We start from the raw sequence: 25,951 nt of genomic DNA, 5'->3' as shown, positions 1-25,951 counted from the left end.
GATGGCGGGTATTGGTTCCGCTCTTACAGCGGGTCACTTTTGGAAAAGAGCCCGGAATGCCGGCCCAGCCAAAAGTAACCAAAAGGGCTCTTGCCCCAACACTCGGCACCTCGCTCACGCTCGGTGTGCCCGTAATTCGCCATGGAGTTGGGGGGCCGCCGCCACGCGCCATCCATGGCGCGAGGCGGCTAACCCGGCGTCCTGCCGGGTTACCCCCCAACTCCATGCCGAATTCCGGCCAGCGTGTTTGACGGGGCGCCTAAGATCAAAATCAAAAACAAAGCCAGAGCCAGAGCCAGAGCCAGAGCCAGAGCCAGAGCCAGAGCCAGAGCCAGATCAGACCACCATCTACCTGATGTATGGGAGCCAAATGTGGGAGGGGGCTTGCCCCCGATAGCGGTGGGTTCGCTACAAATGCAGTGACTGACACTCTGCCATCGGGGGCAAGCCCCCTCCCACCTTTGACCGAGTTCAATCACACAATACCGGTCGGCTCTAAGGCCGCCGCGCTTTTGCTCCTGATCTGGGGCGCCCCGTCAAACACGCTGGCCGAACGCAGGCTTGTGAATCCGTGGGCAACCCGGCAGGACGCCCACGGATTCAAGCCGGAGTGAGGGCACACCGAGCCCAAGCGAGGTGCCGAGTGTTGGGGCGATGTTTGGTTACTTTTTGCGCTTTTAAAAAGTGACCCGCTGTAAGAGCGGAACCCTAAGCCGCCGTTACCCAAATAACGGATATGTACACCGACAACCCGCCAGCCCCGCCCACAACAACCTGTCTGATACCCCCCCCTGCAACACCATCAACACCGCTCCCTGAGACAACTTTTACGGTGAACCGCGAAATTTTACAGTTAGTTCGAAAGTTAACTTCCAACTGGACTAAACCCCAAGCAGCACGGCACTAAGTGCACCTGCCACCCACACTTCACCGGCCTGTCGCGAAAAAGGTTTTACGTTTAAGCAGGCAAAATCCAATATTTGTTCCTACACTCAAACGCACAGCCCAGCACCGAGTGTCCAGACAAGGAACGTCAACAAAATGTCGCACACAACCTTTGATAAATCGCCAAGCTTGACACCTCCGCACCACCGTCAATTCATTGACTGAGCATTACCAGGGAAACACTCCTTTACTCACTACCCCGCAAATTCCCTTCAAATGGATAGCAACACTGGCGTTATGCATTTGGATTGATAGTTGCGTTTTAACCAGCACCACTAGTTGTAAATTGCCACTAACGCGGCATCGCCGCCTTATTGAACGAGCAATCAACTGTGGAGTATGGCGTGCAATGAGGGATGTTTTATGCGAGAGAAGTCGTCCGTCGACAGCCTGTTTCTGACACGCGCCGGATTTGTTGAATTTTTTGTTGTTTTCGTCAAGTTTATCCATGGCCTCACTGCCATTTTTCCCGCCCTGGTCCTGGTATTCATCCTGGACCCGGTCGACCCCGCGCAGCGTCCGCACTTTATCGGGCTGCTGCTGTTTTTCGCAGTTTTGACAATCATCCTGTTCCAGGCCCTGGGCATTTATTCCGAAGAATTGTTCAGCAACGGCCTGCGCCTCAAGGCCAAGATCAAGGCATGGACCGCCGCGTTCTGCATCCTGCTGTTCATGTACCAGATCCTGCAGATGTTTCCCCAATTGAGCCCCAACGACCTGGTCACCTGGTACTTCAGCAGCCTGGGCCTGTTGTGCCTGGAGCGCCTGATGATGCTGCGCCTGTATCGCAACCTGATGCGCAGGGGTAAATACCTGCAACGCACAGTGATCCTGGGCTTTACCGACACCGCCGTGCACGTCGCCGACCACCTGCAACGCAACGGCGACATACGCTCCGGCCTGATCGGTTTCATCGATGACCGTACCGAGCGCATCCCCAAGGAGCTGAGCAAGTTGCCTCTGCTGGGCAACACCCGCGACCTGGAAAAGCTGATCCGCGCCCAGCAGGTCAATCAGGTGATGATCTGCCTGCCGTGGGCCGCCGAGCAGCGTATCCACGGGCTGGTCAACCGCCTGCGCCAGATGTCGGTGAACGTGATGCTGGTGCCGGACATGGCAGCCCTGCGCTACGGCCACAGCAAGATCACCGACGTGGGGGGCATCCTGATGTTCAACACCTCGCAGTTGCCGCTGCGGGGTTGGTCGCCGGTGATCAAGCGCCTGGAAGACCTGGTGCTGGCCAGCCTTGCGCTGGTGGCGTTGTCGCCATTGATGGTGGCGACGGCCATTGCGATCAAGCTCGACTCCAAGGGCCCGGTGCTGTTCCGCCAGAACCGTTACGGCTACAACGACAACGAGATCCGCGTGTTCAAGTTCCGCTCGATGTTCACCGACCAGAGCGACTTCACTGCCGAACGCCAGACCACCCGCCAAGACCCGCGCATCACCCGTGTCGGGCGGATCATCCGCAAGACCAGCATCGACGAGCTACCGCAGCTGTTCAACGTGCTGCTGGGCAACATGTCCATGGTCGGCCCGCGCCCGCATGCCACTGCGACCAAGGCGGCCGGCGTTCCCTTTGAGGTGGCGGTGAGCGAATACAGTTCGCGCCACCGCGTGAAGCCGGGCATTACCGGCTGGGCGCAAATCAACGGTTACCGGGGTGAAACCGACACCCTGTTCAAGATCCAGAAACGTGTCGAGTACGACCTGGAGTACATCTCCAAGTGGTCGGTGTGGTTTGACTTGTACATCGTCTTCATGACGGTCCCGGCCGTCCTGTCCACCAAGGAGGTCTATTGATGAATACCCTCAACGGATTGATTCCCTGCATCATTTCCGGTGGCTCGGGCACACGGCTGTGGCCGGTGTCGCGACAGAACATGCCCAAGCCTTTCATGCGCATGCGTGACGGCCAGAGCCTGCTGCAAAAGACCTTCCAGCGCGCGGCCAAATTGCCGGGCGTGGAAAGCGTGCTGACGGTGACCAACCGCGACCTGCTGTTCCGCACCCTGGATGACTACCGTGGGGTCAACAAGGGCCGACTGCCCCTGGACCTGCTGCTGGAGCCCTTCGGCCGCAACACCGCAGCGGCCATCGCCATGGCGGCGCTGCATGTGCAGGAGCACTTCGGCGGCGAGGCCCAGTTGCTGGTGATGCCGGCCGACCATTTGATCCTCAACGAAGTCGCATTCGCCGACGCTGTGACCCAGGCCCGCGAGCTGGCGGAGGCCGGCTACCTGGTGACCTTCGGCATCCAGCCCGACCACCCGGAAACCGGCTTCGGCTACATCGAACAAGGCGAAGCGCTGGGCACCGGCCACCGGGTCAAGCGCTTCGTCGAAAAACCCGACCTGGCCACCGCCCAGGCCTACCTCGCCGGTGGCCAGCACCTGTGGAACGCCGGCATGTTCTGCTTCAAGGCCAGCACACTGGTGGACGAACTGGCGGCCTACGCGCCGGACGTGCTCAGCGCCGCCAGAGCTGCGCTGGAGCACAGCCAGAGCCTGCAAAACCCCACCTCGCGCCAGCGTGAACTGGACGCGGACGCCTTTGGCAGCGCACCGGACATTTCCATCGATGTGGCGCTGATGGAAAAGTCCCGGCAAGTGGCGGTAGTGCCCTGCGACATCGGCTGGAGCGACATTGGCTCGTGGGAGGCGCTGCGCCAGCTCACGCCCAGCGATGCCCATGGCAACCAGGTCAACGGCGAAGCGATACTGCATGACGTGCACAACTGCTACATCGACTCGCCCAAACGCGTGCTCGGCGCAGTCGGCGTGCGCGACCTGATCATCGTCGACACCCCCGATGCCCTGCTGATCGCCGACGCCCATCGCAGCCAGGATGTGCGCTACATCGTTGCCGAACTCAAGCGCCTCAATCACCCGGCGTACAGCCTGCACCGCACCGTTACCCGGCCGTGGGGCACCTACACCGTGCTGGAGGAAAGCAGCCGCTTCAAGATCAAGCGCATCGTGGTCAAGCCACTGGCATCGCTGTCGTTGCAGATGCACCACCACCGCAGCGAACACTGGGTGGTGGTCAGCGGCGCGGCGCAGATCACCAACGGCGAGCGTGAATTCCTGATCAACGCCAACGAATCCACCTACATCCCTGCCGGGCACAAACACCGGCTGACCAACCCCGGCATCATCGACCTGGTGATGATCGAGGTGCAGAGCGGCGAGTACCTGGGCGAAGACGACATCGTGCGCTTCGATGACATCTACGGCCGCGCCCCGGCCGAAGTGAAAAAATGACATGCGCACCTCGCTGATCATCCCGACCCGCAACGCCGCCAGCCATCTGGATCGGCTGCTGCCGGCGCTGGCCCGGCAAACCCTGCAACCGGACGAGATGCTGGTGGTGGACAGCGCGTCCAGCGATGACACGGTGGCGCGTTTTCGTGCCTACGGCGCGCGGGTCGAGGTGATCGACGCCCGTGACTTCAACCACGGTGGTACGCGGCGCTGGGCCAGCGAACAGGTGGGTGGCGACGCCTTGATCGTGATGACCCAGGACGCCATCCCCGCCGACACCGAGACCTTCGCCAACCTGATCGACGAATTGCAGCAGGACCCGCTCAACGGCGTGGCCTACGGGCGCCAGTTGCCCCACCCCGACGCCGGCGTGCTGGGCGCGCAGTCGCGGCATTTCAACTACCCGGCCCACAGTCGTAGCAAGAGCCTGGCCGATGCACCGGAACTGGGAATCAAGACCTGCTTCAGCTCGGACTCGTTCTCGGTCTACCGGCGCAGCGCCCTGGCGGCAGTGGGCGGTTTTCCCATCGATGTGATCGGCAGCGAAGACGCCTACGTCGCCGCCCGCCTGCTGCTCGACGGCTACAAGGTGCGCTACGCCGCGACGGCACGGGTGCACCACTCCCACGATTACAGCCTGATGGATGAGTTTCACCGCTACTTCGACATTGGCGTGTTCTACGGTCGCGAGCCGTGGATCCGCGAGGCCTTCGGCGATGCCGGTGGCGAAGGCAAGCGCTACGTGCTGGCGGAACTGGCGGCCCTGCGCACCGCTGGCGCCCTGCACCGCGTTCCCGAAGTGCTGGTGCGCAGCGCATTCAAATTGCTCGGCTACCGCCTGGGCCATCTGGAGCGCCACCTGCCGCTGACGCTCAAGCGGCGCATCAGCATGTTTCCCGGTTATTGGAGGTAAGCAGCATGATCGACAGCAAGTCCCCCGTGTTAAGACGCAGCGTATTGGTCATCGCCCTGCTGGCCCTGGCCGCCTGCAATACGCCGGCGCGCATCGAAACGCCGGACGACCAGGCGATTGAAGACGGCAAGCGCGCCCTCGACCAGTTGGCGCTGCTGCCGCCGGCGGTGGAACGCATCCGCATCGGCGATCAGTTGCGGATCGTGCGCGATGCCGGCGAAATGCCGACGCTGTCGGCGTTCAACGTCAGCACCATCTATGAGCTGACGCTGTACACGGTGCAGAACGACGGCAAGATCAACTACCCGTTCCTGGGCCCGATCCAGGTAGCACGGCGGACCCCGGCCGAGGTCGCGGCGGACCTGAGCAAGAGCCTCGCCCCGGTGTACCGCGAGCCGCGCGTGACCGTGAATATCAACCAGGCACCGGGCAATTCGGTGATTGTCGGCGGCGCGGTGAACAACCCCACGGCGGTGCAGATCGCCACGGCCAACACCCTGGAGCAGGCCATCATCGGTGCCGGCGGCGTCAGCCAGGTCGGCAATGCGAGCACGGTCGCGCTGCTGCGCGAAGATGCCCAGGGCGCCTACCACGCGTACTTCCTGGACTTCAGCCAGTTCCTCAAGACCGGCGCCAGCGGGCGCAAACCGGTGCCCCTGCAACGGGGTGATGTGGTGTTCGTACCCAAGTCCAACGTGGGCGAGCGCATCCAGGGAGTGGATACCTACATGAACCAATTGATCCCGTTCACCAAGTCCATCGGGGTGGGCTACAACTACACCCGAACCAGCGGCGGAACCAACTGAAGGAGCGACATCCCATGATCGAGATCCGTTCTTTTCGTGATCTGCTGCGCCTGTTTTTCATCTTCCGGCGTGAGTTCAAACTGGCGGCGCTGGCGGCGCTGGTGATCATCGTGCTGGGCGCGTTCCTGCTGCCGGCCAAATACGAGTCCACCGCGCGCCTGCTGGTCAAACCGGGCCGCGATTCGACGCTGCCGATCGAGATCAGCAACCGCCAGGCCCTGGTGATGCCCAGCACCCAGCGCGACCCGATTGTCGACGAAGAGCGCCTGCTCACCGGTCGCCCGATTGTGCGCGCAGTGGCCGAGCACTACCTGGACGTGATCAACAACGCGCCGCCGCCGGAAGGCTTCTGGAACCGCACCAAGCACTACCTCAAGAGCGCTGTCGGTGCAGTCTTCGATGGCCTGCGCGTGGTCCTGGAAAGCGTCGGCGTGATCGAAGAAAGCACGCCAGTGGAGCGCCTGGCGGCAGGCCTGGAAAAGAGTTTTGACGTAAGCCACGCCGCCGGGTCCACGGTCATGGACATCAGCTTCACCTGGAGCGACCCGCAAATCGCCCAGGCGGTGGTCAAGGACTGGGTGCAGACCTACATCAACGAACGCACCCAGGCGCTGGGGCGCAAGAGCCTGTACGCCTTTTACGAAGGCCAGGTGAACACCAGCGCCAAGGAGATCGACGGCTTCAAGCAGCAGATCCTTACTCACCTCAATGAAATCGGCGCGGCGAGTATCACCGACCGCCTGGAAGATTTGTCCGAGCGCATCAACGTGTTGCGCGGCGAGACCTTCAACACCACACGGCTGATCGCCTCATCCGACAGCGCCATTGCCAGCACCCGCGAGCAGCTCAAGGGCCAGCCCAAGGAAGTCACCACGGTGCGCCAGATCGCACTCAACCCACAGCAACAGGACTTGCGTCGCCTGCTTAACCAGAAGCTGCTGGAACGCGCCGACATGATGCGCACCTACACCGACAATGCGCCGCCGGTCAAAGCCCTGGACGCGTCGATCCGGGCGATGCAGGCCCAGGTCGCCAGCGAAAGCAACACGGTGCAGGCTTCGGAAAACCGCGCGCCGAACACCCTGGAAATCCACTTGCAGCGGGTGCTGCTGGATGAATCGAGCAACAACCAGGCGCTGCGCACCCAACTGGTCCAGCAGCAAAAACAACTGCTGAACCTGGAAGCCCAGCGCAAGCAGGCCCTGGAGATCGAACCGGAGCTGTCGCGCCTGGCCCGTGAGCTGAATGCGACCGAGCGCAATTACGCGCTGTATGCCGACAACCTGGAAAAATCGCGCATTGACCGCGAGCTGGACAACAGCCAGATCAGCAACATTTCGGTGATCGAAGAAGCCACGCTCAACAACGGGCGCATCTTCCCGAAAACCCTGCTGATGCTGTTGCTGGCCATTCCGTTTTCCATCGTCGTCGGCCTGCTGGTGATCTACCTGTGCTACCTGATGGACCAGCGCATCCACGATGGCGGCCTGGTGGAACGCAAGTTCGGCCTGCGCCTGTGGACCACCCTGCCGGAGCTGGACAACACCACCGCGCAGAGTGCCAACGCATTCAACGCGAGCATCTACCGGCTGTACAACCTGCTCAAGCCCGACCGCATCGCCGAGCACGGCCTGACCTTGGGGCTGACCTCGGCGCGCCACGGCGAAGGCGTGACCTTCGTGGTGGAGCAACTGCGCCATCTGCTGTTGGAAAACGGCGTGAACGTGCGTGTCGGCGGCCTGGCCCCGGCGGAGCCAGGCGAAGTGGTCCTGCTCGATGCCTCGGCGCTGCTGGATAACCGTGAGGCCTTTGTCACCTTGCGCCGCGCCGACCTGATCGCACTGGTGGTCGAAGCCCACAAAAGCACGATACCGGTGGTGGAGCATGCGCTGTCGATCCTCACCACTGCGTTCGGCAAGGTGGATGGCATCATCATCAACCGTCGCAAACTGTTGGTGCCGAGCAAGGTGCTGGAAACCCTCGCCAAATACCGGGGAGCGTTCTGATGCGTATCGCGTTGCTCGCCCCCCTGCCTCCGGAGAAGAACGGCATCGCCGACTACGCCAACCACTTTCGCACGGCGTTGCAGCAGCTCGGTGTGACCGTGGAGACGCCCCTGGCCGGGGTGGCGGGCAACACGCCAGCCATCCAGCAGGCGATCGCGGGGTTCGACTGGCAGTCTGTAGACCTCGTCCATGCTGAACTGGGCGGCGGCCGCCTGGGGGAATTCCTGGCCCTGCGCGAGCTGCGCAAAACCAGGCCCGCGCTGCCACTGACCGCCACCGTGCACGACCCGGAACGCATGGTCTGGCGCCGCGAGCAACTGCCCTTCCCGCTCAACCTGCTGGAACGCCTGCCCAGCCCGCTGCCACAGGCGGCGGTGGTGCTGGCCGACCCGCTGACCCTGCGCGAAGAACGGCGCGTGGCCCAGGGCCTGAACCGGCTGATCACCCTGACGCGCCTGGGCGCCGACTGCCTGAGCCAACGGATGCAACTGGCGCCCGGCCAAGTGACCGTCATCCACCATGCGAACCTGGCCATTGCACCGGCCCCCTTGCCCGCCCTTGAGCCGTTGCGCCTGCTGTACTTCGGGTTTATCTACCGAGGCAAAGGGATCGAGGACCTGGTGCAGGCCTTGGCCGAGGTGTTCAAACAAGCTCCCGAACTGCGCGACCGCGTGCGCCTGACCCTGGCCGGCGGCACCGCGGCCGAAATGGCCTTCGGTGCAGGCGGCAATTACCTGGAGCAATTGAACAGCCAGATTGCCGCCTTGGGCCTGACCGGCTCCATCGACTGGCGCCTGAACCTGCCTGCCGAAGAGATCGCCCAGACCATCCAGGCCCACCACGTGATGGTGCTGCCTTACCGCGAATCGAAAAAACTCGGCCTGCTGGGGCGCCAGCGCGGCACCAGCGGCGCGCTGTCCTGGGCCACGGCGTGCGGGCGCGGCGCGATTACCTCAGACGCGCGGGCGTTTGCCGAGGAAGTCGCCAGCGGCAACGGTGCCATCTACCCCGAAGGCGATGTCGCCGCGCTGAGCGCGCAACTGCTCCGCCTGGCACGCACGCCGCTGCTGGCGCGGGACTGGGCCGAACGCGCCGGAGAAATCGGCCGCGAACGCCTGTGGCCGCTGACCGCGCAGCAGTTCGTCAAGGTGTTTGAGCAGGCTATCGCCGGAGTTCGCCATGGCGCGTAGACACGTGGTTCTGGTCAGCATGGCAGTGGTCGTGGCCTTGGGCCTCAGCAGCTTCTTGTGGGGGCGCCAGCCGGATGCGCAGAGCCATGTGCTCAAGGCCAGCAAGGCGGTGGTGTGGAAGGATTTCCTGGGGGTGAACGCACAGTTTTTGTGGTTCGACCCTGCGCTGTACCAGTTGCAGATCGATCGCCTGAAGGCACTGGGGCTGGAGTGGGTGCGCCTGGATCTGCATTGGGACCAGTTGGAGCCGGTGCAGGACCAGTATCAGGTCGCGGCCCTCGATCAGCTCGTCGGCAAGCTGCAACAGAGCCAGCTCAAATCGGTGTTCTACCTGGTAGGGTCGGCGCCGTTTGCCACCACCGCGCCGGTGGGTGCGCCCTATCAGGACCAGTACCCGCCCAAGGACCCGAATACCTTTGCCATTCGCATGGCGCTGTTGGCCCAGCGTTATCCCAGCGTGAACGCGTGGCAAGTGTGGAACGAGCCGAACCTGCTGGGCTTCTGGCGCCCCGTTGCCGACCCGGCCGGCTTTGCCAACCTGCTGACGGCCAGCGCCGCCGCATTGCGCGCTGTAAACCCCGGTACCCCGGTGGTGGCCGCCGGCATGGCGTTCTTCAGCGAGATGCCCAACGGCCAGACCATGTTCGACGCCCTCGGCGCACTCGGGGTGGCCAACCTGAACACGGTGATCAGCTACCACCCCTATACCCAGCTGCCGGAGGGCAACGACCCGGCGAACCTGGACTTTGTCGCCAAGACCACCCAGCTCAACCAGGCCCTGCGCTACGGCGGCGTGAACACGCTGTGGAGCACCGAGTGGGGCTGGTCCACCTACCCCGGCCCCAAGGAGGCTCAGGACCTGATCACCCCGCAGCAACAGGCCGACTACATCCTGCGTCGCCTGGCGTTGATGAGTGCGCTGGATTTCGAGCGGATCTTTCTGTTCACCTTGAGCGACCTCGACCAGCGCGCCAGCGTGCGCGACCAGTTCTATGGCCTGCTGGACCTCAACGCCAACCCCAAGCCGTCCTACACCGCGTTGAAAAATTTCCTCGAGGTCAGCGGAGCGACACTCACCCCCGCCGACCCGCCTGCTGCCGACCAGGCGCCCGACGGTCTGTTCAGCATCGGTTGGCGCCGCGAAGACGGCAAAAAACTCTGGTTGTTCTGGTCAGCCCTGGGCGGCAATGCGCACTTGCCGGGGCTCGCCGCCGCCACGCTGTATGACCCGCTGCTGGGCACGCAAACCCCGTTGAGCGGCACCCACGGGCTGACTGTCGCGGTCAAGTCCAACCTGCAAATGCTGATATGGGAGTAGTGAGCGCCATGCGCATCCTGTGGATCCTGCCCTACTCGCCCTGGCCCGCCACCAGCGGCGGCAAGACGCGCCAGTTTCACCTGTTGCGCAGCCTGGCCGCGCGCGGGCATCGCATCACCTTGTTGCTGCATGACAAACAATCGGTGGCGGCGGCCGACCGCCAGGTGCTGGAAGCCATTGCAGAAAAACTCATCGTGCTGCCGCGTCGCCCGCTGCGCAGCGCCAAGACCCTGCTCGCCGGGCTGTTCGCGCCCTATCCGCTGCTGGCCAGTGTGAATGGACTGTCGAGTGGCTTGCAGGATACGTTCGAGCAGTTGCTCAGCGAACCCTGGGACGTGGTGCAGATCGAACACACCTACAGCTTCCAACCCTACGAGCAGGCACTGGCACGCAAGGGCCAGCCGTTCGTGCTCACCGAACACAATGTGGAATCAGCCCTCGGCGCCGCGACCTATGACCGTTTGCCGGGTTGGGCGCTGCCGTTCATTCGCTACGATCAATGGCGCTACCGCCGCTGGGAACGCCGGGTGATGCGCCAGGCCACTCAGGTCGTGGCGGTCACCGACAGCGACGCGCAAACCCTGGAAACCATTGCCGGCAAACCCGTGCCGGTGGTGGTCAACGGCGTGGACTGTGATCACTTCGCCGCTGCCCGCCCCGACCCGTCCGCCCAGCGCGTGCTGTTCCTCGGCAACTATGAATATGCACCCAACGTCGATGCGATCGAATGGGCCCTGGATGACATTCTGCCCAAGGTCTGGGAGCGCTGCCCGCAGGCCCGCATGAGCGTGTGCGGCTTCGGCATGCCGGGCAGTTGGCGCGAACGCTGGAAGGACCCGCGCATCGAATGGCAGGGTTTCGTGCCGAATCTACTGGCCCTGCAGTCGAGCAGTTCGGTGTTTCTCGCCCCGTTGCGCCATGGCGGTGGCTCCAAGCTCAAGGTCCTCGAAGCCCTGGCCGCCGGCCTGCCGCTGGCCAGCACCGCGCAAGGCGTGTCGGGACTGGACCTGGTGGAAGGCCTGGACTACCTCGGCGGCCAGACCGCCGCCAGCCTTGCCGATGCCGTGGTGCGCCTGCTGCAATTTCCCGACGCCGCCACACCCATGGGCGAAGCCGGCCGCGCCTACGTGCGCCGCGCTCATGACTGGAGCGTCGCCGCCAGCCAGTTGGAGCAGGTCTACGCCAGCCTTGCGCCGCTCGATCAAAAGGAGCCTGTATGCGTGTAGGCCTGGATTACCGCACTGTCGGCACCTCGCCCCAATCGGGAATCAGCCGCCAGGTCTACGCCCTTGAAGAGGGCCTGCGCGCCCTGCCGGGCGTCGAGCTGGAACGCTTCGGCGTGGCGCCTCTGGGCGATGAAGCCCGCTTGCAGGCCCACTGCCCGGCCTGGGGCTGCGCGAAAACGGCGATGCACCAGCCGCACAATCGCCTGCGTTTCGAAGCCGGTTTTTTGCCTCGCGCCTTGCGCGAGCAGCACATCGACCTGTACATCAGCACCTTCAATATGGGCCTGCCCCTGCCGCCAAAACCCAAGGGGTTGCGCACCGTGGTGCTGTTGCATGACCTGTTCCAGATCACCCTGGACAACTATCACGCCAACCGCCTCAAGGCGCTGATCTACAAGACCAGCGATCGCTTGTCGATTGCCTGGGCGGTGCATAGTGCCGACCGCGTGTGGACACCGTCGCAGTACAGCGCCGATGAAACCGCCCGGTTGTTTCCCAAGGCGGCAGGCAAGATTCGCGTACTGCCCAATCAGGTGAACGGTTTTGTCGAACCGGCGGCGGACCTCGGCGCACGCCAGTTGCCTGAGCGTTACTGGTTGCTGGTGGGCACCCGCGAGTTGCGCAAGAACGTGCCGTTCCTGGTGGACGCCTGGCAGCAGGCACGCCGTCAGTCGACCGACGTGCCGGAGTTGGTGCTGGTGGGCAGCCTTGAACACTTGCCCGAAGCCCAGCGGACCTTGCCGGGCATCCGCGCCCTCAGCGGCGTGTCGGATGCTGAACTGCACGCGCTGTACCGCCAGGCGGCGCGCCTGTGGCAGCCGTCGTATGCCGAGGGCTTCGGCCTGCCAGTGATCGAAGCGCTGAGCGTCGGCACGCCGGTAGCCGTGGCCAGTGGCACCTCGCTGGACGAAATCACCCCGCCGCTGGCCCCGCGTTTTTCGCCCACTGATGGCCCGGCGCTGGCGCAGTTGATGGTAGGCCTGGCCACGCGGCCGGAGGCTGAATCCGCCGAGCAGCGTCGCCTGTGGGCGCAGCGTTTCAACCAGCAAGCCTACCGCCAGCGCCTGGCCGAACTGATCGAGGAGCTTACGTGAGAGTGAACCTGGCAAGCCTCGTCGCGATCCTGCTCGGCCTGCTGTTTGGCGCCGCTGCGTTGCTGCTGTCGCCGGCCAAGGCGTTTGTCGCGGTGGTCGGCCTGGCAGGGGCGGTGACCATCCTGCGGTTTCCATTCTGGGGGCTGTTGCTGTTTGCCGGGGTGGCCACGTTCATGCCGTTTTCCACGGTCAACCTGGGCATTCGCAGTACGGTCAGCGAAGCGATCCTGGCGCTGACCTGGGGCGCGATCCTGTGGCAGCATTTTCTTTCGCGGTTGCCCGACGCTCCCCGTTTCGCACTGCGCCCCACCGACCAGATGCTGCTGTGGCTGATGCTGTTCAGCGTGTTCCCGTTTGTCGTCGGCCAGGTCATCACTCACGCTGACAGCAGCGGCGTAGCCAACTGGCTGCGCTGGTTGCTGAACCTGTCCGGGGTGTTCCTGGCCGCCAAATTGCTGGTGGAGCAAAAACACCGCGAGTCCCTGGTGATCGCCCTTTTGTTGGGGACCCTGGCCATGTTGGTGCTGTCGATCGGCGTGTTCGTGCGCACCCGCTCCGGCGCCGGAATTGCACCGATCCTGGGGATGTTCAACTACGCCAACTTCGACATGTTGAAATTCGGCCTGGAGGCGATGTCATCGCGCATGGGCTCGCCCTGGACCCACCCGAATGCCATCGGCGGGATCATGGCGTTGCTGCTGCCGTTGGCGTTCTGCTTCGGCATGACCGAACAAGGCTGGAAACGCGCACTGGGCCTGAGTGTGGCGTGCCTGGGCGCCGCTGCGTTGCTGCTGGCCAGCAGCCGTGGCGCGATGGTCAGCCTGGCGTTGGTGTTGCTGTGGATGGCCTTGCGCGGCGTGCCGTACACCGGCCGCCTGCTGATGATCGGCGCGGCGCTGACCGTGGCGCTGGTGATGGCGTATCCGCCGCTGCAGGAGCGCCTGGCGACGATCTTCTCGTCGGACAATGCCAGTACCGAAGTGCGCTTCGACGAATACCGCATGTTCCCCCAGGCGGTGGCGGCGTATCCGTTCGGCATCGGCTTCAAGGTCGACCCGCCGGTGCCGGGCACGCAGTTGTTGGGGATCTCCAACCTGTGGCTGAACTACGTGTACAAGATCGGCATCCTCGGCATGCTGCTGTTTGTGGCCGTGACCGTGCGCTGGTGGCGTGAGGCGCGCCCGCAACCCGGGCCGATCCGCCTGACCAAGGACACCGCGCTGTGGCTGGGGACCACGGCGGGCATTCTGTCGGCGCTGGTCAGCGGTTTGTTCGACCACTACTTCAGTTTTGCCGTGGTGATGGTGGCGCTGTTCTGGTTGATGGTGGGGATCAATGTGCTGGAGGCGCGGCGGTTGTTTCCGGCGCGGGTGCCGCAGGTCAAGCGTGTGGCGGCAGATGAACCGCTGCTTGATGGCGTGGGGCGCTGATGCTCGGTTCGGCCGTGTGGCTGACCCTGGCGACCCTGCTCGGCCTGTGCCTGGGCTTTGCGCGGGAGTGGTTGCTGGTGGCGGCCTGGGGGGCCGGTGAACGCAGTGATGCATTCCTGATAGCGTTGTTTTTACCTGAGGCACTGCGCATGTCCCTGGCCGGAGGCGTGCTGAGTGCCGCTGCGCTGCCGCTGTATTTGGCACGCAAGGATAATGAGCGCTTGGGTTGGCTGGCGGTGCTGTTCCCGGCGTTGCTGGTGGTCGCACTGGTGACGAGCCTGGTGCTGACGCTGCTGGCGCCGTGGCTGGTGCAGGTGCTCGGCCCCGGGTTGGCAGCCAGTGCCACGGTGCTGGCGGCGAGCAACTTGCAGGTGGTCGCCTGGTGCGTGCCGGGGCTGATGTTGCATGCGCTGTTCAGCATTCCGTTGCAGGCCAGTGAACGCTTTGTGCTGGCGGGCCTCGGTTCGCTGTTGTTCAACCTGCCGCCGGTGATGTACCTGGCCCTGGCGGGTACCGCAACGCAGCCGCACACCCTGGCCCTGGCGTGCCTGGCCGGCAGCCTGTTGATGCCGCTGGCGTTGTTGCCGTCGGTGTGGCGCCAGGGTTGGCGGCCGTGGCACTGGCAACGCTCGATGACGCCCCTGCGGGAATTGGGCCAGCGCATCGGCCCGCTGCTGCTGAGTAATGGCGCGAGCCAGGGGCTGGCATTGATCGAACGTTTGGTGGCGTCGCTGCTGGGAGAAGGCGCGGTGACTTGGGTGAACCTGGCGCGGAAACTGATGAACCTGCCACTGATTGCGTTGATGAGCCTTAATCAGGTGCTGCTGGGCATGATGAGCCGCCGCCAGGGCGACGAGCGCCTGGCCCTGCTCAAGCGGGGCCTGGAAACCGCCAGCGTGCTGACCCTGCCCGCAGGGGTCGGGCTGGTGGCCGCGGCGCCGAGCCTGGTGGCACTGCTGCTGCCCAGGCAATCGGCGGATTCGCCGCTGCCGCTGCTGCTGGCGTGGTTTGCCGTACCGCTGGTGTTCGGCGCCTGGAATGCGTTGCTGGCGCGCTACGCCTACGCCGCCGGCGATACCCGCCAGCCGTTGCGTTGTGAACTCCTGGGCAGTCTGGTGAATGTGCTGTTGCTGGGTGCACTGCCGTTTGTGTTCGGCCTGGCGGGCATACCGTTGGCGGCGCTGGCGGGCGTGATGTGCACCGCGTTGTTGTTGATGCAGCGCCAGGCGTTGCTCGACACCCTGCCGTGGCTGCGCCAGTGGCTGCTCAGTGCGGGAACGATGGGCGTCGCGGCGCTGGTCCTGTTTCACATTGACGCTGTATGGCTGCAACTGGGGTTGAGCACTTTGGCCGGTGCCGTCGTGTTGGTGGGGATGGGGTTGTGGCTGAAGCCGTGGCGCAAGGCATGAACGGGTTATGGGGAGTGGTCGGGTGAAAAATCGCTGGATTCAGATGGATATCGCCAAGGGCATCGGCATCCTGGTGATCGTGTACGCCCACGGTTGGTTCGTGGCCACGTCGCCGGACGTGTTGTACCCGATCCTGGCATCGTTCGTGTTGCCGCTGTTCTTCTTTTTGTCCGGGGTGTTGTTCAAGCCTGAACAGCCCTTTGGCGAGATGGCGGTGCGCAAGGCCGATGGGCTGCTCAAGCCATTCTTCTTCACCATGCTGCTCTACGTGATCGTGCGCGATGTGCTGCGCGGCCAGCCGTTGCTGCCGGATATCGGCGGCGTGCTGTATGCCTCGGTGGACACCATCCCGTGGCAGGCGCTGTGGTTCCTGCCGCATTTCTGGGTGGCGATCCTGTTCAGTTGGGCGGTGTTGCGCGTGATTCAGCGCCTGCCGCTGGCGGTGAACTGCGCCCTGATGGCAGTGCAGTTGTTGATCGGCATCTGGCTGTTGCCGTTGTTCTGGCAACTGCCAGTGACCATTGGCGGGCAGACCTGGGTCCTGCCGGGGCTGCCGTTCAGCCTGGACATCACCTTGATCAGCAGCGCCTGCTTCATCCTCGGCTACTTGCTGCGTGACTGGCTGCGCCGCCATGAAGGTTCACTGCTGACCCTGGTGGTCTCGGTGGCGCTGTTCACCGCAGTGTTCATCTACAGCCACGAAAGCATGGACCTGGCACAACGGCGCTACGGCCACTGGTTGTGGTCCAGCGTGCTGGCAGTGCTGGGGGTGTATGTGAGCTGGGCGCTGGCGCGGGTGATCATGGCCTCGGCGGTGCTGACACGAGTGATGACCTATATCGGCCAGTCCACCTTGATCTTGCTGATCTTCCACGGGGAGATCCAGCACAAGACCTTTGACTTGATGGAGCGCCTGGGGCTGCCGGCGTTTGCGGCGGCGAGCGTGGGGTTGGTGGTGGCGGTGGCGGCACCGTTGCTGATCGGGGAAGTGATCAAGCGGGTGGCGTTTTTGCGGTTTTTCTACTTTCCGTTTCCGGTGCGAAAAACATCAGAGGCTCGCCACTGAGCCGGCCTGCCTACGTGACGCGCCTGCTTGCCCCCGCACGGGGCTGCAGAGCAGCCCTAGAGCCTATGAACGCGGTTTGACTGGAAAAATGCGCTGCCGGGTGAATCAATCATCCAGTTGCTGCGGGGCGGGTTTGCTGCCGGCCTTGACGGGTTTTGCGCCCTTGGCTGGCGCGGGCGCGGCAGGCTCGGGTTCTGCGGCGGCGGCGGCTTCTTTTTCTGCCATGGGCATGGCATCGATGGTGCTGAAGAAGGCTTTCAGGTCGAGCGTATCCGGTGGCACGGTCTTCTCGAGTTTCTTCTCGCCGTCCTTGCCCACCAGGATCACCTTGGTACCACTGCCAGCGCCGAGCTTGAGGGCACGGATAAGCGCATTGGTTTCGGGCGGCGTGAGTTTTTTGTTGTCCTTGGGGTCCTTGGCGAACTTCTCGCCTTCGGCGCCAATGCTGCCGAACTTCACGGTGTAGAACACCATGGCGCGCTCTTCAAACGCCTGCTTGGTGGCGGGTTCGTCGAGCTGTTTTTTCAGCTCCGTCAGCGTGGCGTTTCCGGAATCAAGCTCCACCACCACCAGCGGCCGGGCCTTGCCCAAGTCCTGCTTGAGCGGGTTGATATCGTCAGCAGCCAACAGCGGCCCCGTAAAAGCCATCAAGGTAGCCAGGGTCAGCGACCGGATGAGCATGCGCACCTCCTTTGAATTCCATGCAGGGTTCTTGAGTTTCATGTCTGCGACAGTCAAATTCAAGGATGATTCCTACACCACTTTAAGAAAGCGTAGGTCAGGACGCCCGCTACGCAAGGGGTTGGAGCCACTCTGCCATCATTGTTTCCACTGATTGCGGAAACATCAGGATACCTCCCACGCCGGCCAATGCCGTGCGAACACGGGGGCCACGATGGGGTCTGCGTCTACGTGCGTCAGGCTTTGGGCAAAGCTTGGGGCCAGGCTGTGCAACGCCTCCCGCGCATCATCCCATCGCGACACTGCTGCGGCCATCAGGCCCAGCGCGTTCGGTGCCAGGCTTGGTGCAAACAGCTGGTCGGCAAACTGATCGGCAAACACCACCCAGGCCTGGTGCAGATAACGCCGGGTTCCCATGACCAGTTGGGTGTGCACCGCCTCATTCACGTCGCCCAGCCAGCGTTGCGGGTAGTCGATGATGCCGATGGCCGAGTAGCAATTGGCGGCGATGTACACCAGGCCTCGCAGGATCTGCGCGCGGTTGCCGGCCAGCAGTTCGGAGGCGGGAAACTCAAGGCCCAAGTGAATGAGGATGGCCGCGCTTTCGGTCAGCACCTGGCCGTCCGGGGTGACCAGGGTGGGCACCTGTTTGAGCGGGTTGATGCGCGCCAGCTCGTCGCTGCCCTCGCCCTCGGCCCAAGACGCGGCGTCGACGCGCTGCCACGGCACCGCGCAACGCTGCAGGGCGATTTCGATCATGCAGGAGCCGGATTCGTCGATGCCGTAGAGCGTGTACATAGCGGTGTTCTCCTGACGCTGCACTTGGGGTCTTCACCTGCGGCCATGTCTAATCAATGAAGCGCAAGCGTATGCTCGAATAGTGGTCAGCGTGCAGGCTCGATGCGGGTCGGATCAAGCGTTTTAAAACAAGCCCATTTGCCCGCCCACCAGCGTGCTGAAGTCGTCATCCACGAACGGCAGGATCGCGTCGGCCACCGGCTGCAATTGGCGGGTCACGTAGTGGTCGTAGTCGATGGGAGCCTGGCGCACTTCCAAGGGTTCCGGACCGTTGACGCTGATCACATAGCTGATCCAGCCACCGCGCTGGTACTGACGCGGGCGCCCCAGGCGATCGTTGTAGTCATCGGCCAGGCGCGCGGCGCGCACGTGGGGCGGCACGTTGCGTTCGTAGTCGTCCAGGCGCCGGCGCAGGCGCTTGCGGTAGATCAGCAACTCATCGAACTCACCGCTGAGGGTGCGGCGCACATAGTCGCGGACATAGTCTTGATGCGGCTGACGATGGAAGATGCGCTGGTAGAGTTCCTGCTGGAATCGACGGGCCAGGGGCGACCAGTCGCTGCGTACCGTTTCCAGGCCTTTGTAGACCATTTCTTCAGTGCCATCGCTGCGCACCACCAGGCCGGCATAGCGCTTTTTGCTGCCCTCCTCCGCGCCTCGGATAGTGGGCATGAGAAAGCGTTTGAAGTGAGTTTCGTATTGCAGCTCCAGGGCGCTGTGCAGGCCGAGTTCGTTCTGCAGGTGCGCTCGCCACCAGTCGTTGACGTGCTGCACCAGCGCGCGGCCGATGCGGCTGGCGTCGTCCTGGGAATGCTGGCTGCCGAGCCAGACGAACGTGGAGTCGGTGTCGCCGTAGATCACCTCATAACCCTGGGCCTCAACCAGCTCGCGGGTCTGGCGCATGATCTGGTGGCCACGCATGGTGATCGACGAGGCCAGCCGCGTGTCGAAAAACCGGCAACCGCTGGAGCCGAGCACGCCGTAGAAAGCGTTCATGATGATTTTCAGCGCCTGGGACAGCGGCGCGTTGTGTTCGCGCTTGGCTTCTTCACGGCCTTCGGACACGCGGGCGACGATGGCGGGCAAACAATGCCGGGTGCGGGAAAAGCGCGCACCGCGAAAGCCTTCCACCGAGGCGCTGTCCTCGGGGTGCTTGAGGCCTTCGATCAGGCCGACCGGGTCGATGAGGAAGCTGCGGATGATCGACGGGTAGAGGCTTTTGTAATCGAGGACCAGCACCGATTCGTAGAGGCCGGGCCGCGAGTCCATGACGAACCCGCCGGGGCTGGCCTGCGGCGGCTTGTCCCCCAGGTTTGGGGCAACGAACCCTTGGCGATGCATCAGCGGCATGTACAGGTGGGTAAAGGCCGCGACCGAACCGCCGTTGCGGTCCGCGGGCAGCCCGGTGACGCTGGCCCGCTCCAGCAGGAACGTGAGCAGCTGGGTCTTGGCGAAGATCCGCGTGACCAGCTCGCAATCCTTGAGGTTGTAGCGCGCCAGGGCGGGCTTGTCCTCGGCGAACATGCGGTTGATTTCGTCCATGCGCTGGTACGGCGTGGAGATGTCCTTGCCTTCGCCCAGCAGGGTTTGCGCGACGTTTTCCAGGCTGAAGGATTCGAAGCTCCAGGTGGCCGAGCGCAAGGCCTCGATGCCGTCGATGATCAAGCGCCCTGCAGCGGCGGCGAAGTAGTGGTTGCGGCTGCCGTGTTCGCGCCAGGTCATCGGCTCGTCACCCCGGCCAAGCATCAGCGGCACGTTGAGCCGCTGGGCGTGTTCGTGCAGGACCCGCAGGTCGAATTGCACCACGTTCCAGCCGATGATCGCGTCCGGGTCGTGCAGGGCGAGCCACTGGTTGAGACGTTCGATCAATTGGGCACGGGTGTCGCAGTAGTCGAGCTTGAAGTCGACGGTATCGGGCTTGTTCGGCGGGCCGAGCATGTACACCTGGCGCTCGCCACAGCCTTCGAGGCCGATGGAATACAAGTCGCCCTGGGCGGTGGTTTCGATGTCGAGGGACACCAGCTTCAGTGGCGGGCGGTAGTCGGGCGCCGGTTTCATCTGGGCGTCGGACAGCACGCCGGATGCGTCGAGGCTGCCGCCGAACCACACGGGCGCGGTGATGAAGCGTTCCATCATGTAGCGTTCGGGCGGGCGTACATCGCCCTCGTAGACGTCGACACCGGCCGTGCGCAGACGTTTTTCCACGTCCATGGCCTGGCGGTGCTGGCGGGTGTAGAGGCCCAGCACCGGACGGTGATGGAAGTCGCAGAGCTGCAGCGGGCGCAACTCGATGTCGCGCTCGCCTTTGAGCAGCCAGTCGAGGTGCTTGCGGTGGTCCTCGGGGATGAACATCACCGAGGTCTGCACGGGGAGACGGACGAATCGGGGGCCTTGGTCGGTAGCCAGCCAGAAGCTGACCTCGGTGCCCGCCGGGGTGTCACGCCAATGCCGGGTCAGGACAAAACCCTGCTGTAGATCCACCGTGCCGCACCTCAGTCATAACGTTCAGGGCGTGATTCTACCCGGCATCTGCAGCGGCCGACCTGAATCTCACATTTTTGTTGCAAGACGTTAATAATAATTACTATCATTCGCGCCCGGAGTCGTATCCGCGCAGTGAGGACGCGCAACGTTGTTGCCCTTTTCCTCACCAATGACGCCCTGCCGTCAGGATCGACCATGCCCACCCTGTCCACCGTGCCGTTTCGTCCGACGCTGCTCACCCTGTGCTGCGCCCTGAGCCTCAGCGCTCACGCCGCAACCCCAGCCACCTCGCAGGATGCGAACACCCGTCAGGACGACGCCACGCTGGAACTGGGCGCCACCAATATCAACGCCGAAGCCCCCGCGCCCAGCGCCCTGCCCCCGGTGTACGCCGGCGGCCAGGTGGCACGCGGTGGCCAACTCGGTGTGCTGGGCAACCAGGACATCATGGACGTGCCCTTCAGCATGGCCGCCTACACCGAACAACTGATTCGTGACCAGCAGGCCGAAACCGTCGGCGACGTACTGCTTAACGACTCGTCCGTGCGCCAGGCGTCCGGGTACGCGAACCAAGCGCAGACTTTCATGATTCGGGGCCTTCCGCTGAACGGCGACGATATTTCCTACAACGGTTTGTACGGCATCCTGCCACGCCAGATCATCTCCACGGACGCGCTGGAACGGGTCGAAGTGTTCAAGGGGCCGAATGCCTTCATCAACGGCGTCAGCCCTACCGGCTCGGGAATTGGCGGCGGCGTGAACCTGCAACCCAAGCGCGCCGATGACGTGCCGTTGCGGCGCTTCAGCACCGATATCAGCAGCGATGGTCGGGTTGGCGAGCACCTGGACGTGGGCCAGCGGTTTGGCGAGGACAATCGTTTTGGCGCGCGGGTGAACCTGTCCCAGCGCGAAGGTGATACCGGCATCGATGACGAGAATCAACGCTCGAAACTGTTCGCCGTGGGGCTGGACTACCGTGGCGATGCGTTGCGACTGTCCAGCGACTTCGTGTACCAGAAGCAAAGGATCAACGGCGGGCGCAACTCGGTGTTCCTGGGCACGGCGACCCAAGTCCCGAATGCGCCTTCGGCCGACACCAACTACGCGCCAAGCTGGAGCAGCACCAACCTGGAAGACACCCTGGGGATGTTGCGTGCCGAGTATGACCTGAACGAAAACTGGACGGCCTACGCCGCCGCCGGGGCCAAACACAGCCGTGAAATGGGACGCTACTCGTCGGTCACGCTCACCGACAACCTGGGCAATGCCCAAGCCAGCGGCTCGACCATTGCCCACGAGGAAGACAATCGCAGCTTGATGACCGGGCTCAATGGCAAGTTCCAGACCGGCGCCGTCAGCCACCGCTTGAACGTCGGCCTGGCCGGCATCTGGACACAGGCACGCAACGCCTATGTGTTCGCCAGCGCAACCACGGCGACCTCTCTCTATAACCCCGTGACAGGGGCACCACCGGCCTTGAACAATCCACGCAACACGCCGGGCACAGAGTTCAGCGATCCCAAGATTACCGCCAAGACATTCGTGCGCAGCGCAGCGGTGTCCGACACCCTGGGGTTCTTCGATGATCGCCTGCTGGTGACCGTCGGCGCACGTCGACAGCAGATGGTGGTGCAGGGTTACAGCTATACGAGCGGCAGCCGCACGGCCAATTATGACGAGTCGATCACCACGCCGGTCTACGGCATCGTGTTCAAGCCGTGGGACCATGTGTCGCTGTATGCCAACCGCATCGAAGGCCTGGCCCAGGGCCCGACCTCTCCCCTCCAGGCTGGCGTGCGCACCATCATCGGCGGTGGCCAGGCCTTCGCACCGGCGCGTTCCAAACAGATCGAGGCTGGCGTGAAGGTGGACATGGGCACCTATGGCGCAACGCTGGGGGTGTACCGCATCGAGCAACCGGGTGCTGGGTACTCCGAGGTGATCGACGCGACCACGGCGCGCTACGTGCGTGAAGGTCTGCAGATCAACAAGGGCGTTGAACTCAATGTCTTTGGCGAACCGCTGGAGGGCCTACGCCTGCTGGGCGGTATCACGCTGATGAAGACTGAACTCAAGGACACGCAGAACGGCGCCAATGACGGTAACCGCGCGATTGGCGTGCCTTCATTCCAGCTCAACGCCGGCGTGGACTGGGATGTGCCGGGCCTGCAAGGCGTGAGCCTCAATGGGCGCATGCTGCGCACGGGTGGCCAATATGCCGACGCGGCCAACAACCTCAGCCTGCCCGCCTGGAATCGCTTCGATGTGGGTGCACGCTATGCCTTCAAGGTGGCTGAACACGACGTGAACCTCGGACTCACCGTAGAAAACGTCGCCAACGAGAAGTACTGGGAATCGGCCCAGGGCGGTTTCCTGAGCCAGGGTGACCCGCGTGTGGCCAAGGTGTCAGCGTCGGTAGACTTCTAAGCCTGCTAACGAGCATCAAGCCTGCCGGGCCTGTGCCAGGTAGGCTTCGATGTTGCTCATCTGCTCATCCCAACCACGGGAATTCATCTTGAAGGCCTTTTGTCGGCGGGCTTCGGGCACCGCGTCAAAACCGGATTCGACGACTCGCAGCAGAATGCCCGGCGCGTGGTCTTCAAGGGTGAATTCCACCAGGGTCGGGGTTTCGTTGTCATAGTCGACGCCCTCCTCCACCGCGAAGGGATGCCACCAGAATGAAAACAGGGTTTGTGGCAAGACCCGTTCGATCCTGGCCTTCCACACTACGTGTTCGTAACCCGGATAAGTGATCGGCGCTTCGAGGGTTTCCCCCGCAACAAAATGCTTGCCCTCAAGGGCGATGCCAAACCAGCTGCCGAATTGCTCGGCATTCGTCAGTGCTTCCCAGACTTCCGTGCGCGGAGCGTTGAGCAGGGCTTTTCGTTCGATGCGATCCAGTACGTGCATAGGTCACCTCCTCCATTGACAGTAGGCGACATCGACCAATGCGCAACCTCTTCGGCCCTGCATTGGTGTTGCTACTTGTCTCATGGTTTCCAGTGGTCCGCCCACGATGTGCCATGGCTGGCACATGAGGGCTTGGAGCAGTGGGAGTAATGGAAGGTGTGACTTAAACGCGGGGGTCGCCGGGGGCTTTCGACGGCGTCGCGTACTGCGGTTTCAAATGACCCTCCTGGTCGAGCAACCAGGCGTCCATGATCTGGCGCACGACGGGGCCTGCCACGCGGCCTCCGGCTTCACCGTTTTCGATCATCACCGAGATCACGATTTTAGGGTGTTCCGCAGGCGCGAAACCGACGAACAACGCGTTATCCCGGTGACGCTCCAGGGTCTTGTTACGGTTGTAACGCTCGCCCTGTTTGATCGCGACCACCTGCGCGGTACCACTTTTGCCGGCGATGCGGTATTGCGCGCCTTGCGCGGCTGCACGGGCAATGCCGCGCGGGTCGTGCATCACCAATTGCATGCCGTGGTTGACCTGTTCCCAATCACGCGGATCTTTGAGGACCACATTGGGCATTGGGTTTTCATCCACGGGTGCTACGCCGTTGATGGTCTTGGCCAAGTGCGGTCGGTTCCACACCCCCTTGTTGGCGATCAGCGCGGTGGCCTGGGCCAGTTGCAGCGGGGTGACCTGCATGTAGCCCTGGCCGATACCGAGGATCACGGTTTCGCCAGGGAACCACGGCTGGCGTCGGGTGGCGCGCTTCCAGGCCTGGGACGGCATCAGGCCGGCTGACTCCTCGAACATGTCGAGGGAGACCTTCTGGCCAAGGCCGAACTCGGCCAGATAGTCGTGCAGGCGGTCGATGCCGAGCTTGTGGGCCAGGTCATAGAAGTAGGTGTCGTTGGAACGCATGATGGCGGCGTCCATGTCGACCCAGCCATCGCCGCTGTGGTTCCAGTTGCGGTATTTATGATCGAAGTCAGGCAATTGGTAGTAGCCGGGGTCGAACACGCGGGTTTGCGCGGTGACGACACCGCTGTCGAGACCGGCGATGGCGACTTCGGGCTTGATCGTCGAGCCTGGTGCGTAAAGCCCTCTGAGCACGCGGTTGAACAGTGGCCGGTCGATGGAATCGTGCAGCGCGGCGTACTCCTTGAAGCTGATGCCCGTTACGAACAGGTTCGGGTCGAAGCTCGGCTTGCTGACCATGGCCAACACTTCGCCGGTTTGCGGGTCGAGCGCAACGACCGAGCCGCGGCGGTCACCGAGGGCTTCTTCGGCGGCTTCCTGAAGGTGTATGTCGAGGCTCAGGACGATATTTTTGCCGGGAATCGGGTCGGTGTGCTTGAGCACACGCAGTACACGGCCTTGGGCGTTGGTCTCGACTTCTTCGTAGCCAACGTGACCGTGCAGCTCGGATTCGTAGAAGCGCTCGATGCCGGTCTTGCCGATAGACTGTGTGCCGCGGTATTCCACCGAGTCGAGGGCCTTGGATTCTTTCTCGTTGATACGCCCCACGTAGCCTATGGAGTGGGCAAAGTGCGCACCCAGCGGGTAATGACGGACAAATTGCGGCTCGACATCCACACCCGGCAGGCGAAATTCATTGACGGCCAGCAGCGCGATTTGCTCTTCGGTCAGTTCGTAAAACAATGTCACGGGGACAAAGGGATGGCGGGCCTGCTTGAGCGCCTTGTCAAAGACCGCGCGATCTTCAGCCGGCAGATGCAGCAGATTGACGATGGCGTCCAGCTCACCGTTGAGGTCGGTGGTACGCTCGCGGGTGATCGTCAGGTTGTAGCTTGGGCGGTTGTCGGCCAAAACCACACCATTGCGGTCATAGATCAGCCCGCGTGTAGGCGTGATGGGCAGGACGTGGACCCGGTTGTTTTCAGAAATGGTGGAGTGGTAGTCGAACTGGACGACCTGCAGGAAATACATCCGCCCCACCAGGGCGCAGGTAATACCCATCACCAACAATGCACACGCAAGCAGGCGCTTGTTGACCAGGCGGTTTTCTTTTTCGTGATCCTTGATCGGTATCGCTTCAGGCATTTCTACAGCATCTCGTTGAAGAAGATCGACGCCGCTTCCTGCGAATGAAAGATCAGTCCTTGTGAAAAGGTGCTGCACCATACCAAAAATGCAGAAACACTTTGTATCGAATTGCCCCAATGGCAATCGATTAAGTGCTTAGGGGTGTGCCCAGATGCGAGATGAATTTTCTCGCGCCCAAAACAAAACCCCATCTGCTTTCGCAAATGGGGTTTCGGAATTTAATCTTGACGATGACCTACTCTCACATGGGGAAACCCCACACTACCATCGGCGATGCATCGTTTCACTGCTGAGTTCGGGATGGGATCAGGTGGTTCCAATGCTCTATGGTCGTCAAGAAATTCGGGTACTGA

At 63.0% G+C, this 25,951-nt stretch carries 18 protein-coding genes and 1 rRNA gene; 13 read left to right on the top strand and 6 right to left on the bottom strand.

The genetic code is table 11. From position 1 onward, the window contains the following. Positions 1-1,308: 1,308 nt before the first annotated feature. The 12 genes from CQ041_RS23515 to CQ041_RS23460 are packed head-to-tail and all read left to right on the top strand — an operon-like array spanning position 1,309 to position 16,666. Positions 1,309-2,748, top strand: coding sequence for an undecaprenyl-phosphate glucose phosphotransferase (locus CQ041_RS23515; RefSeq protein WP_105524805.1), 1,440 nt, complete (start codon positions 1,309-1,311; stop codon positions 2,746-2,748). Further along, on the top strand, positions 2,748-4,208 hold the full coding sequence (locus CQ041_RS23510) for a mannose-1-phosphate guanylyltransferase/mannose-6-phosphate isomerase (RefSeq protein WP_105524806.1): 1,461 nt from the start codon (positions 2,748-2,750) through the stop codon (positions 4,206-4,208). Before CQ041_RS23515 ends, CQ041_RS23510 begins: the two co-directional genes overlap by 1 nt. Before the next feature lies 1 nt (position 4,209). Continuing rightward, positions 4,210-5,121 carry a glycosyltransferase family 2 protein gene (locus tag CQ041_RS23505; protein ID WP_105524807.1) on the top strand — a complete coding sequence of 304 codons (912 nt, stop codon included), beginning with the start codon at positions 4,210-4,212 and terminating at the stop codon, positions 5,119-5,121. A gap of 5 nt (positions 5,122-5,126) precedes the next feature. Beyond that, complete coding sequence (locus tag CQ041_RS23500) at positions 5,127-5,927, top strand: polysaccharide biosynthesis/export family protein (protein ID WP_105524808.1); 801 nt, start codon at positions 5,127-5,129, stop codon at positions 5,925-5,927. 14 nt (positions 5,928-5,941) lie between these two features. Further along, positions 5,942-7,933, top strand: a complete 1,992-nt coding sequence (locus tag CQ041_RS23495) for an exopolysaccharide transport family protein (RefSeq protein WP_105524809.1) — start codon at positions 5,942-5,944, stop codon at positions 7,931-7,933. Continuing rightward, positions 7,933-9,123 carry a glycosyltransferase gene (locus CQ041_RS23490; RefSeq protein WP_105524810.1) on the top strand — a complete coding sequence of 397 codons (1,191 nt, stop codon included), beginning with the start codon at positions 7,933-7,935 and terminating at the stop codon, positions 9,121-9,123. Before CQ041_RS23495 ends, CQ041_RS23490 begins: the two co-directional genes overlap by 1 nt. Before the next feature lie 19 nt (positions 9,124-9,142). Then, a complete protein-coding gene (locus CQ041_RS23485; protein ID WP_371923036.1) occupies positions 9,143-10,441 on the top strand; it encodes a beta-xylosidase in 1,299 nt (432 codons plus the stop codon). 8 nt (positions 10,442-10,449) lie between these two features. After that, positions 10,450-11,667 carry a glycosyltransferase family 4 protein gene (locus tag CQ041_RS23480; RefSeq protein ID WP_105524812.1) on the top strand — a complete coding sequence of 406 codons (1,218 nt, stop codon included), beginning with the start codon at positions 10,450-10,452 and terminating at the stop codon, positions 11,665-11,667. Next, positions 11,658-12,761 carry a glycosyltransferase family 1 protein gene (locus CQ041_RS23475; protein WP_105524813.1) on the top strand — a complete coding sequence of 368 codons (1,104 nt, stop codon included), beginning with the start codon at positions 11,658-11,660 and terminating at the stop codon, positions 12,759-12,761. Before CQ041_RS23480 ends, CQ041_RS23475 begins: the two co-directional genes overlap by 10 nt. A 2-nt stretch (positions 12,762-12,763) precedes the next feature. After that, positions 12,764-14,191: an O-antigen ligase gene (locus CQ041_RS23470; protein ID WP_105524814.1), complete on the top strand. Its 1,428-nt coding sequence runs from the start codon at positions 12,764-12,766 to the stop codon at positions 14,189-14,191. Continuing rightward, the gene (locus CQ041_RS23465) at positions 14,191-15,600 is read left to right on the top strand and encodes a lipid II flippase MurJ (RefSeq protein ID WP_105524815.1); all 1,410 of its coding nucleotides are present in this window, start codon (positions 14,191-14,193) and stop codon (positions 15,598-15,600) included. The genes CQ041_RS23470 and CQ041_RS23465 overlap by 1 nt, the downstream gene beginning before the upstream one ends. Positions 15,601-15,622: 22 nt before the next feature. Continuing rightward, on the top strand, positions 15,623-16,666 hold the full coding sequence (locus tag CQ041_RS23460; protein ID WP_105524824.1) for an acyltransferase family protein: 1,044 nt from the start codon (positions 15,623-15,625) through the stop codon (positions 16,664-16,666). A 105-nt stretch (positions 16,667-16,771) separates the two neighbouring features. On the opposite strand, the gene CQ041_RS23455 is transcribed toward CQ041_RS23460, so the two are convergent. From CQ041_RS23455 to CQ041_RS23445, 3 genes are all read right to left on the bottom strand, one after another. After that, positions 16,772-17,347 carry a DUF4174 domain-containing protein gene (locus tag CQ041_RS23455; RefSeq protein WP_105524816.1) on the bottom strand — a complete coding sequence of 192 codons (576 nt, stop codon included), beginning with the start codon at positions 17,345-17,347 and terminating at the stop codon, positions 16,772-16,774. Between the two features lie 165 nt (positions 17,348-17,512). Further along, positions 17,513-18,145 carry a glutathione S-transferase N-terminal domain-containing protein gene (locus CQ041_RS23450; protein WP_105524817.1) on the bottom strand — a complete coding sequence of 211 codons (633 nt, stop codon included), beginning with the start codon at positions 18,143-18,145 and terminating at the stop codon, positions 17,513-17,515. 123 nt (positions 18,146-18,268) lie between these two features. Continuing rightward, a complete protein-coding gene (locus tag CQ041_RS23445; protein WP_105524818.1) occupies positions 18,269-20,626 on the bottom strand; it encodes a DNA polymerase II in 2,358 nt (785 codons plus the stop codon). A gap of 198 nt (positions 20,627-20,824) precedes the next feature. On the opposite strand from CQ041_RS23445, the gene CQ041_RS23440 reads away from it, so the two are divergent. After that, positions 20,825-23,056 carry a TonB-dependent siderophore receptor gene (locus CQ041_RS23440; protein WP_105524819.1) on the top strand — a complete coding sequence of 744 codons (2,232 nt, stop codon included), beginning with the start codon at positions 20,825-20,827 and terminating at the stop codon, positions 23,054-23,056. A 15-nt stretch (positions 23,057-23,071) separates the two neighbouring features. On the opposite strand, the gene CQ041_RS23435 is transcribed toward CQ041_RS23440, so the two are convergent. The 3 genes from CQ041_RS23435 to rrf all read right to left on the bottom strand — a co-directional run bounded on the left by CQ041_RS23435 (position 23,072) and on the right by rrf (position 25,936). Beyond that, on the bottom strand, positions 23,072-23,539 hold the full coding sequence (locus tag CQ041_RS23435) for an SRPBCC family protein (protein ID WP_105524820.1): 468 nt from the start codon (positions 23,537-23,539) through the stop codon (positions 23,072-23,074). A 163-nt stretch (positions 23,540-23,702) separates the two neighbouring features. Next, positions 23,703-25,595 carry a penicillin-binding protein 2 gene (gene mrdA / locus CQ041_RS23430; protein ID WP_105524821.1) on the bottom strand — a complete coding sequence of 631 codons (1,893 nt, stop codon included), beginning with the start codon at positions 25,593-25,595 and terminating at the stop codon, positions 23,703-23,705. Positions 25,596-25,820: 225 nt separating this feature from the next. Continuing rightward, positions 25,821-25,936 (bottom strand): 5S ribosomal RNA (rrf, locus tag CQ041_RS23425). Between the last annotated feature and the right edge of the window lie 15 nt (positions 25,937-25,951).

This window comes from Pseudomonas sp. MYb60 (assembly GCF_002979555.1).
Lineage (GTDB): Bacteria > Pseudomonadota > Gammaproteobacteria > Pseudomonadales > Pseudomonadaceae > Aquipseudomonas.
This window is presented reverse-complemented; position numbering and strand designations above follow the sequence as displayed.

Coding starts and splice junctions, on each gene's coding strand:
- CQ041_RS23515 (WP_105524805.1), top strand. CDS start 1,309: ATGCGAGAGAAGTCGTCCGTCGACAGCCTGTTTCTGACACGCGCCGGA.
- CQ041_RS23510 (WP_105524806.1), top strand. CDS start 2,748: ATGAATACCCTCAACGGATTGATTCCCTGCATCATTTCCGGTGGCTCG.
- CQ041_RS23505 (WP_105524807.1), top strand. CDS start 4,210: ATGCGCACCTCGCTGATCATCCCGACCCGCAACGCCGCCAGCCATCTG.
- CQ041_RS23500 (WP_105524808.1), top strand. CDS start 5,127: ATGATCGACAGCAAGTCCCCCGTGTTAAGACGCAGCGTATTGGTCATC.
- CQ041_RS23495 (WP_105524809.1), top strand. CDS start 5,942: ATGATCGAGATCCGTTCTTTTCGTGATCTGCTGCGCCTGTTTTTCATC.
- CQ041_RS23490 (WP_105524810.1), top strand. CDS start 7,933: ATGCGTATCGCGTTGCTCGCCCCCCTGCCTCCGGAGAAGAACGGCATC.
- CQ041_RS23485 (WP_371923036.1), top strand. CDS start 9,143: ATGGCAGTGGTCGTGGCCTTGGGCCTCAGCAGCTTCTTGTGGGGGCGC.
- CQ041_RS23480 (WP_105524812.1), top strand. CDS start 10,450: ATGCGCATCCTGTGGATCCTGCCCTACTCGCCCTGGCCCGCCACCAGC.
- CQ041_RS23475 (WP_105524813.1), top strand. CDS start 11,658: ATGCGTGTAGGCCTGGATTACCGCACTGTCGGCACCTCGCCCCAATCG.
- CQ041_RS23465 (WP_105524815.1), top strand. CDS start 14,191: ATGCTCGGTTCGGCCGTGTGGCTGACCCTGGCGACCCTGCTCGGCCTG.
- CQ041_RS23455 (WP_105524816.1), bottom strand. CDS start 17,347: ATGCTCATCCGGTCGCTGACCCTGGCTACCTTGATGGCTTTTACGGGG.
- CQ041_RS23450 (WP_105524817.1), bottom strand. CDS start 18,145: ATGTACACGCTCTACGGCATCGACGAATCCGGCTCCTGCATGATCGAA.
- CQ041_RS23440 (WP_105524819.1), top strand. CDS start 20,825: ATGCCCACCCTGTCCACCGTGCCGTTTCGTCCGACGCTGCTCACCCTG.
- CQ041_RS23435 (WP_105524820.1), bottom strand. CDS start 23,539: ATGCACGTACTGGATCGCATCGAACGAAAAGCCCTGCTCAACGCTCCG.
- mrdA (WP_105524821.1), bottom strand. CDS start 25,595: ATGCCTGAAGCGATACCGATCAAGGATCACGAAAAAGAAAACCGCCTG.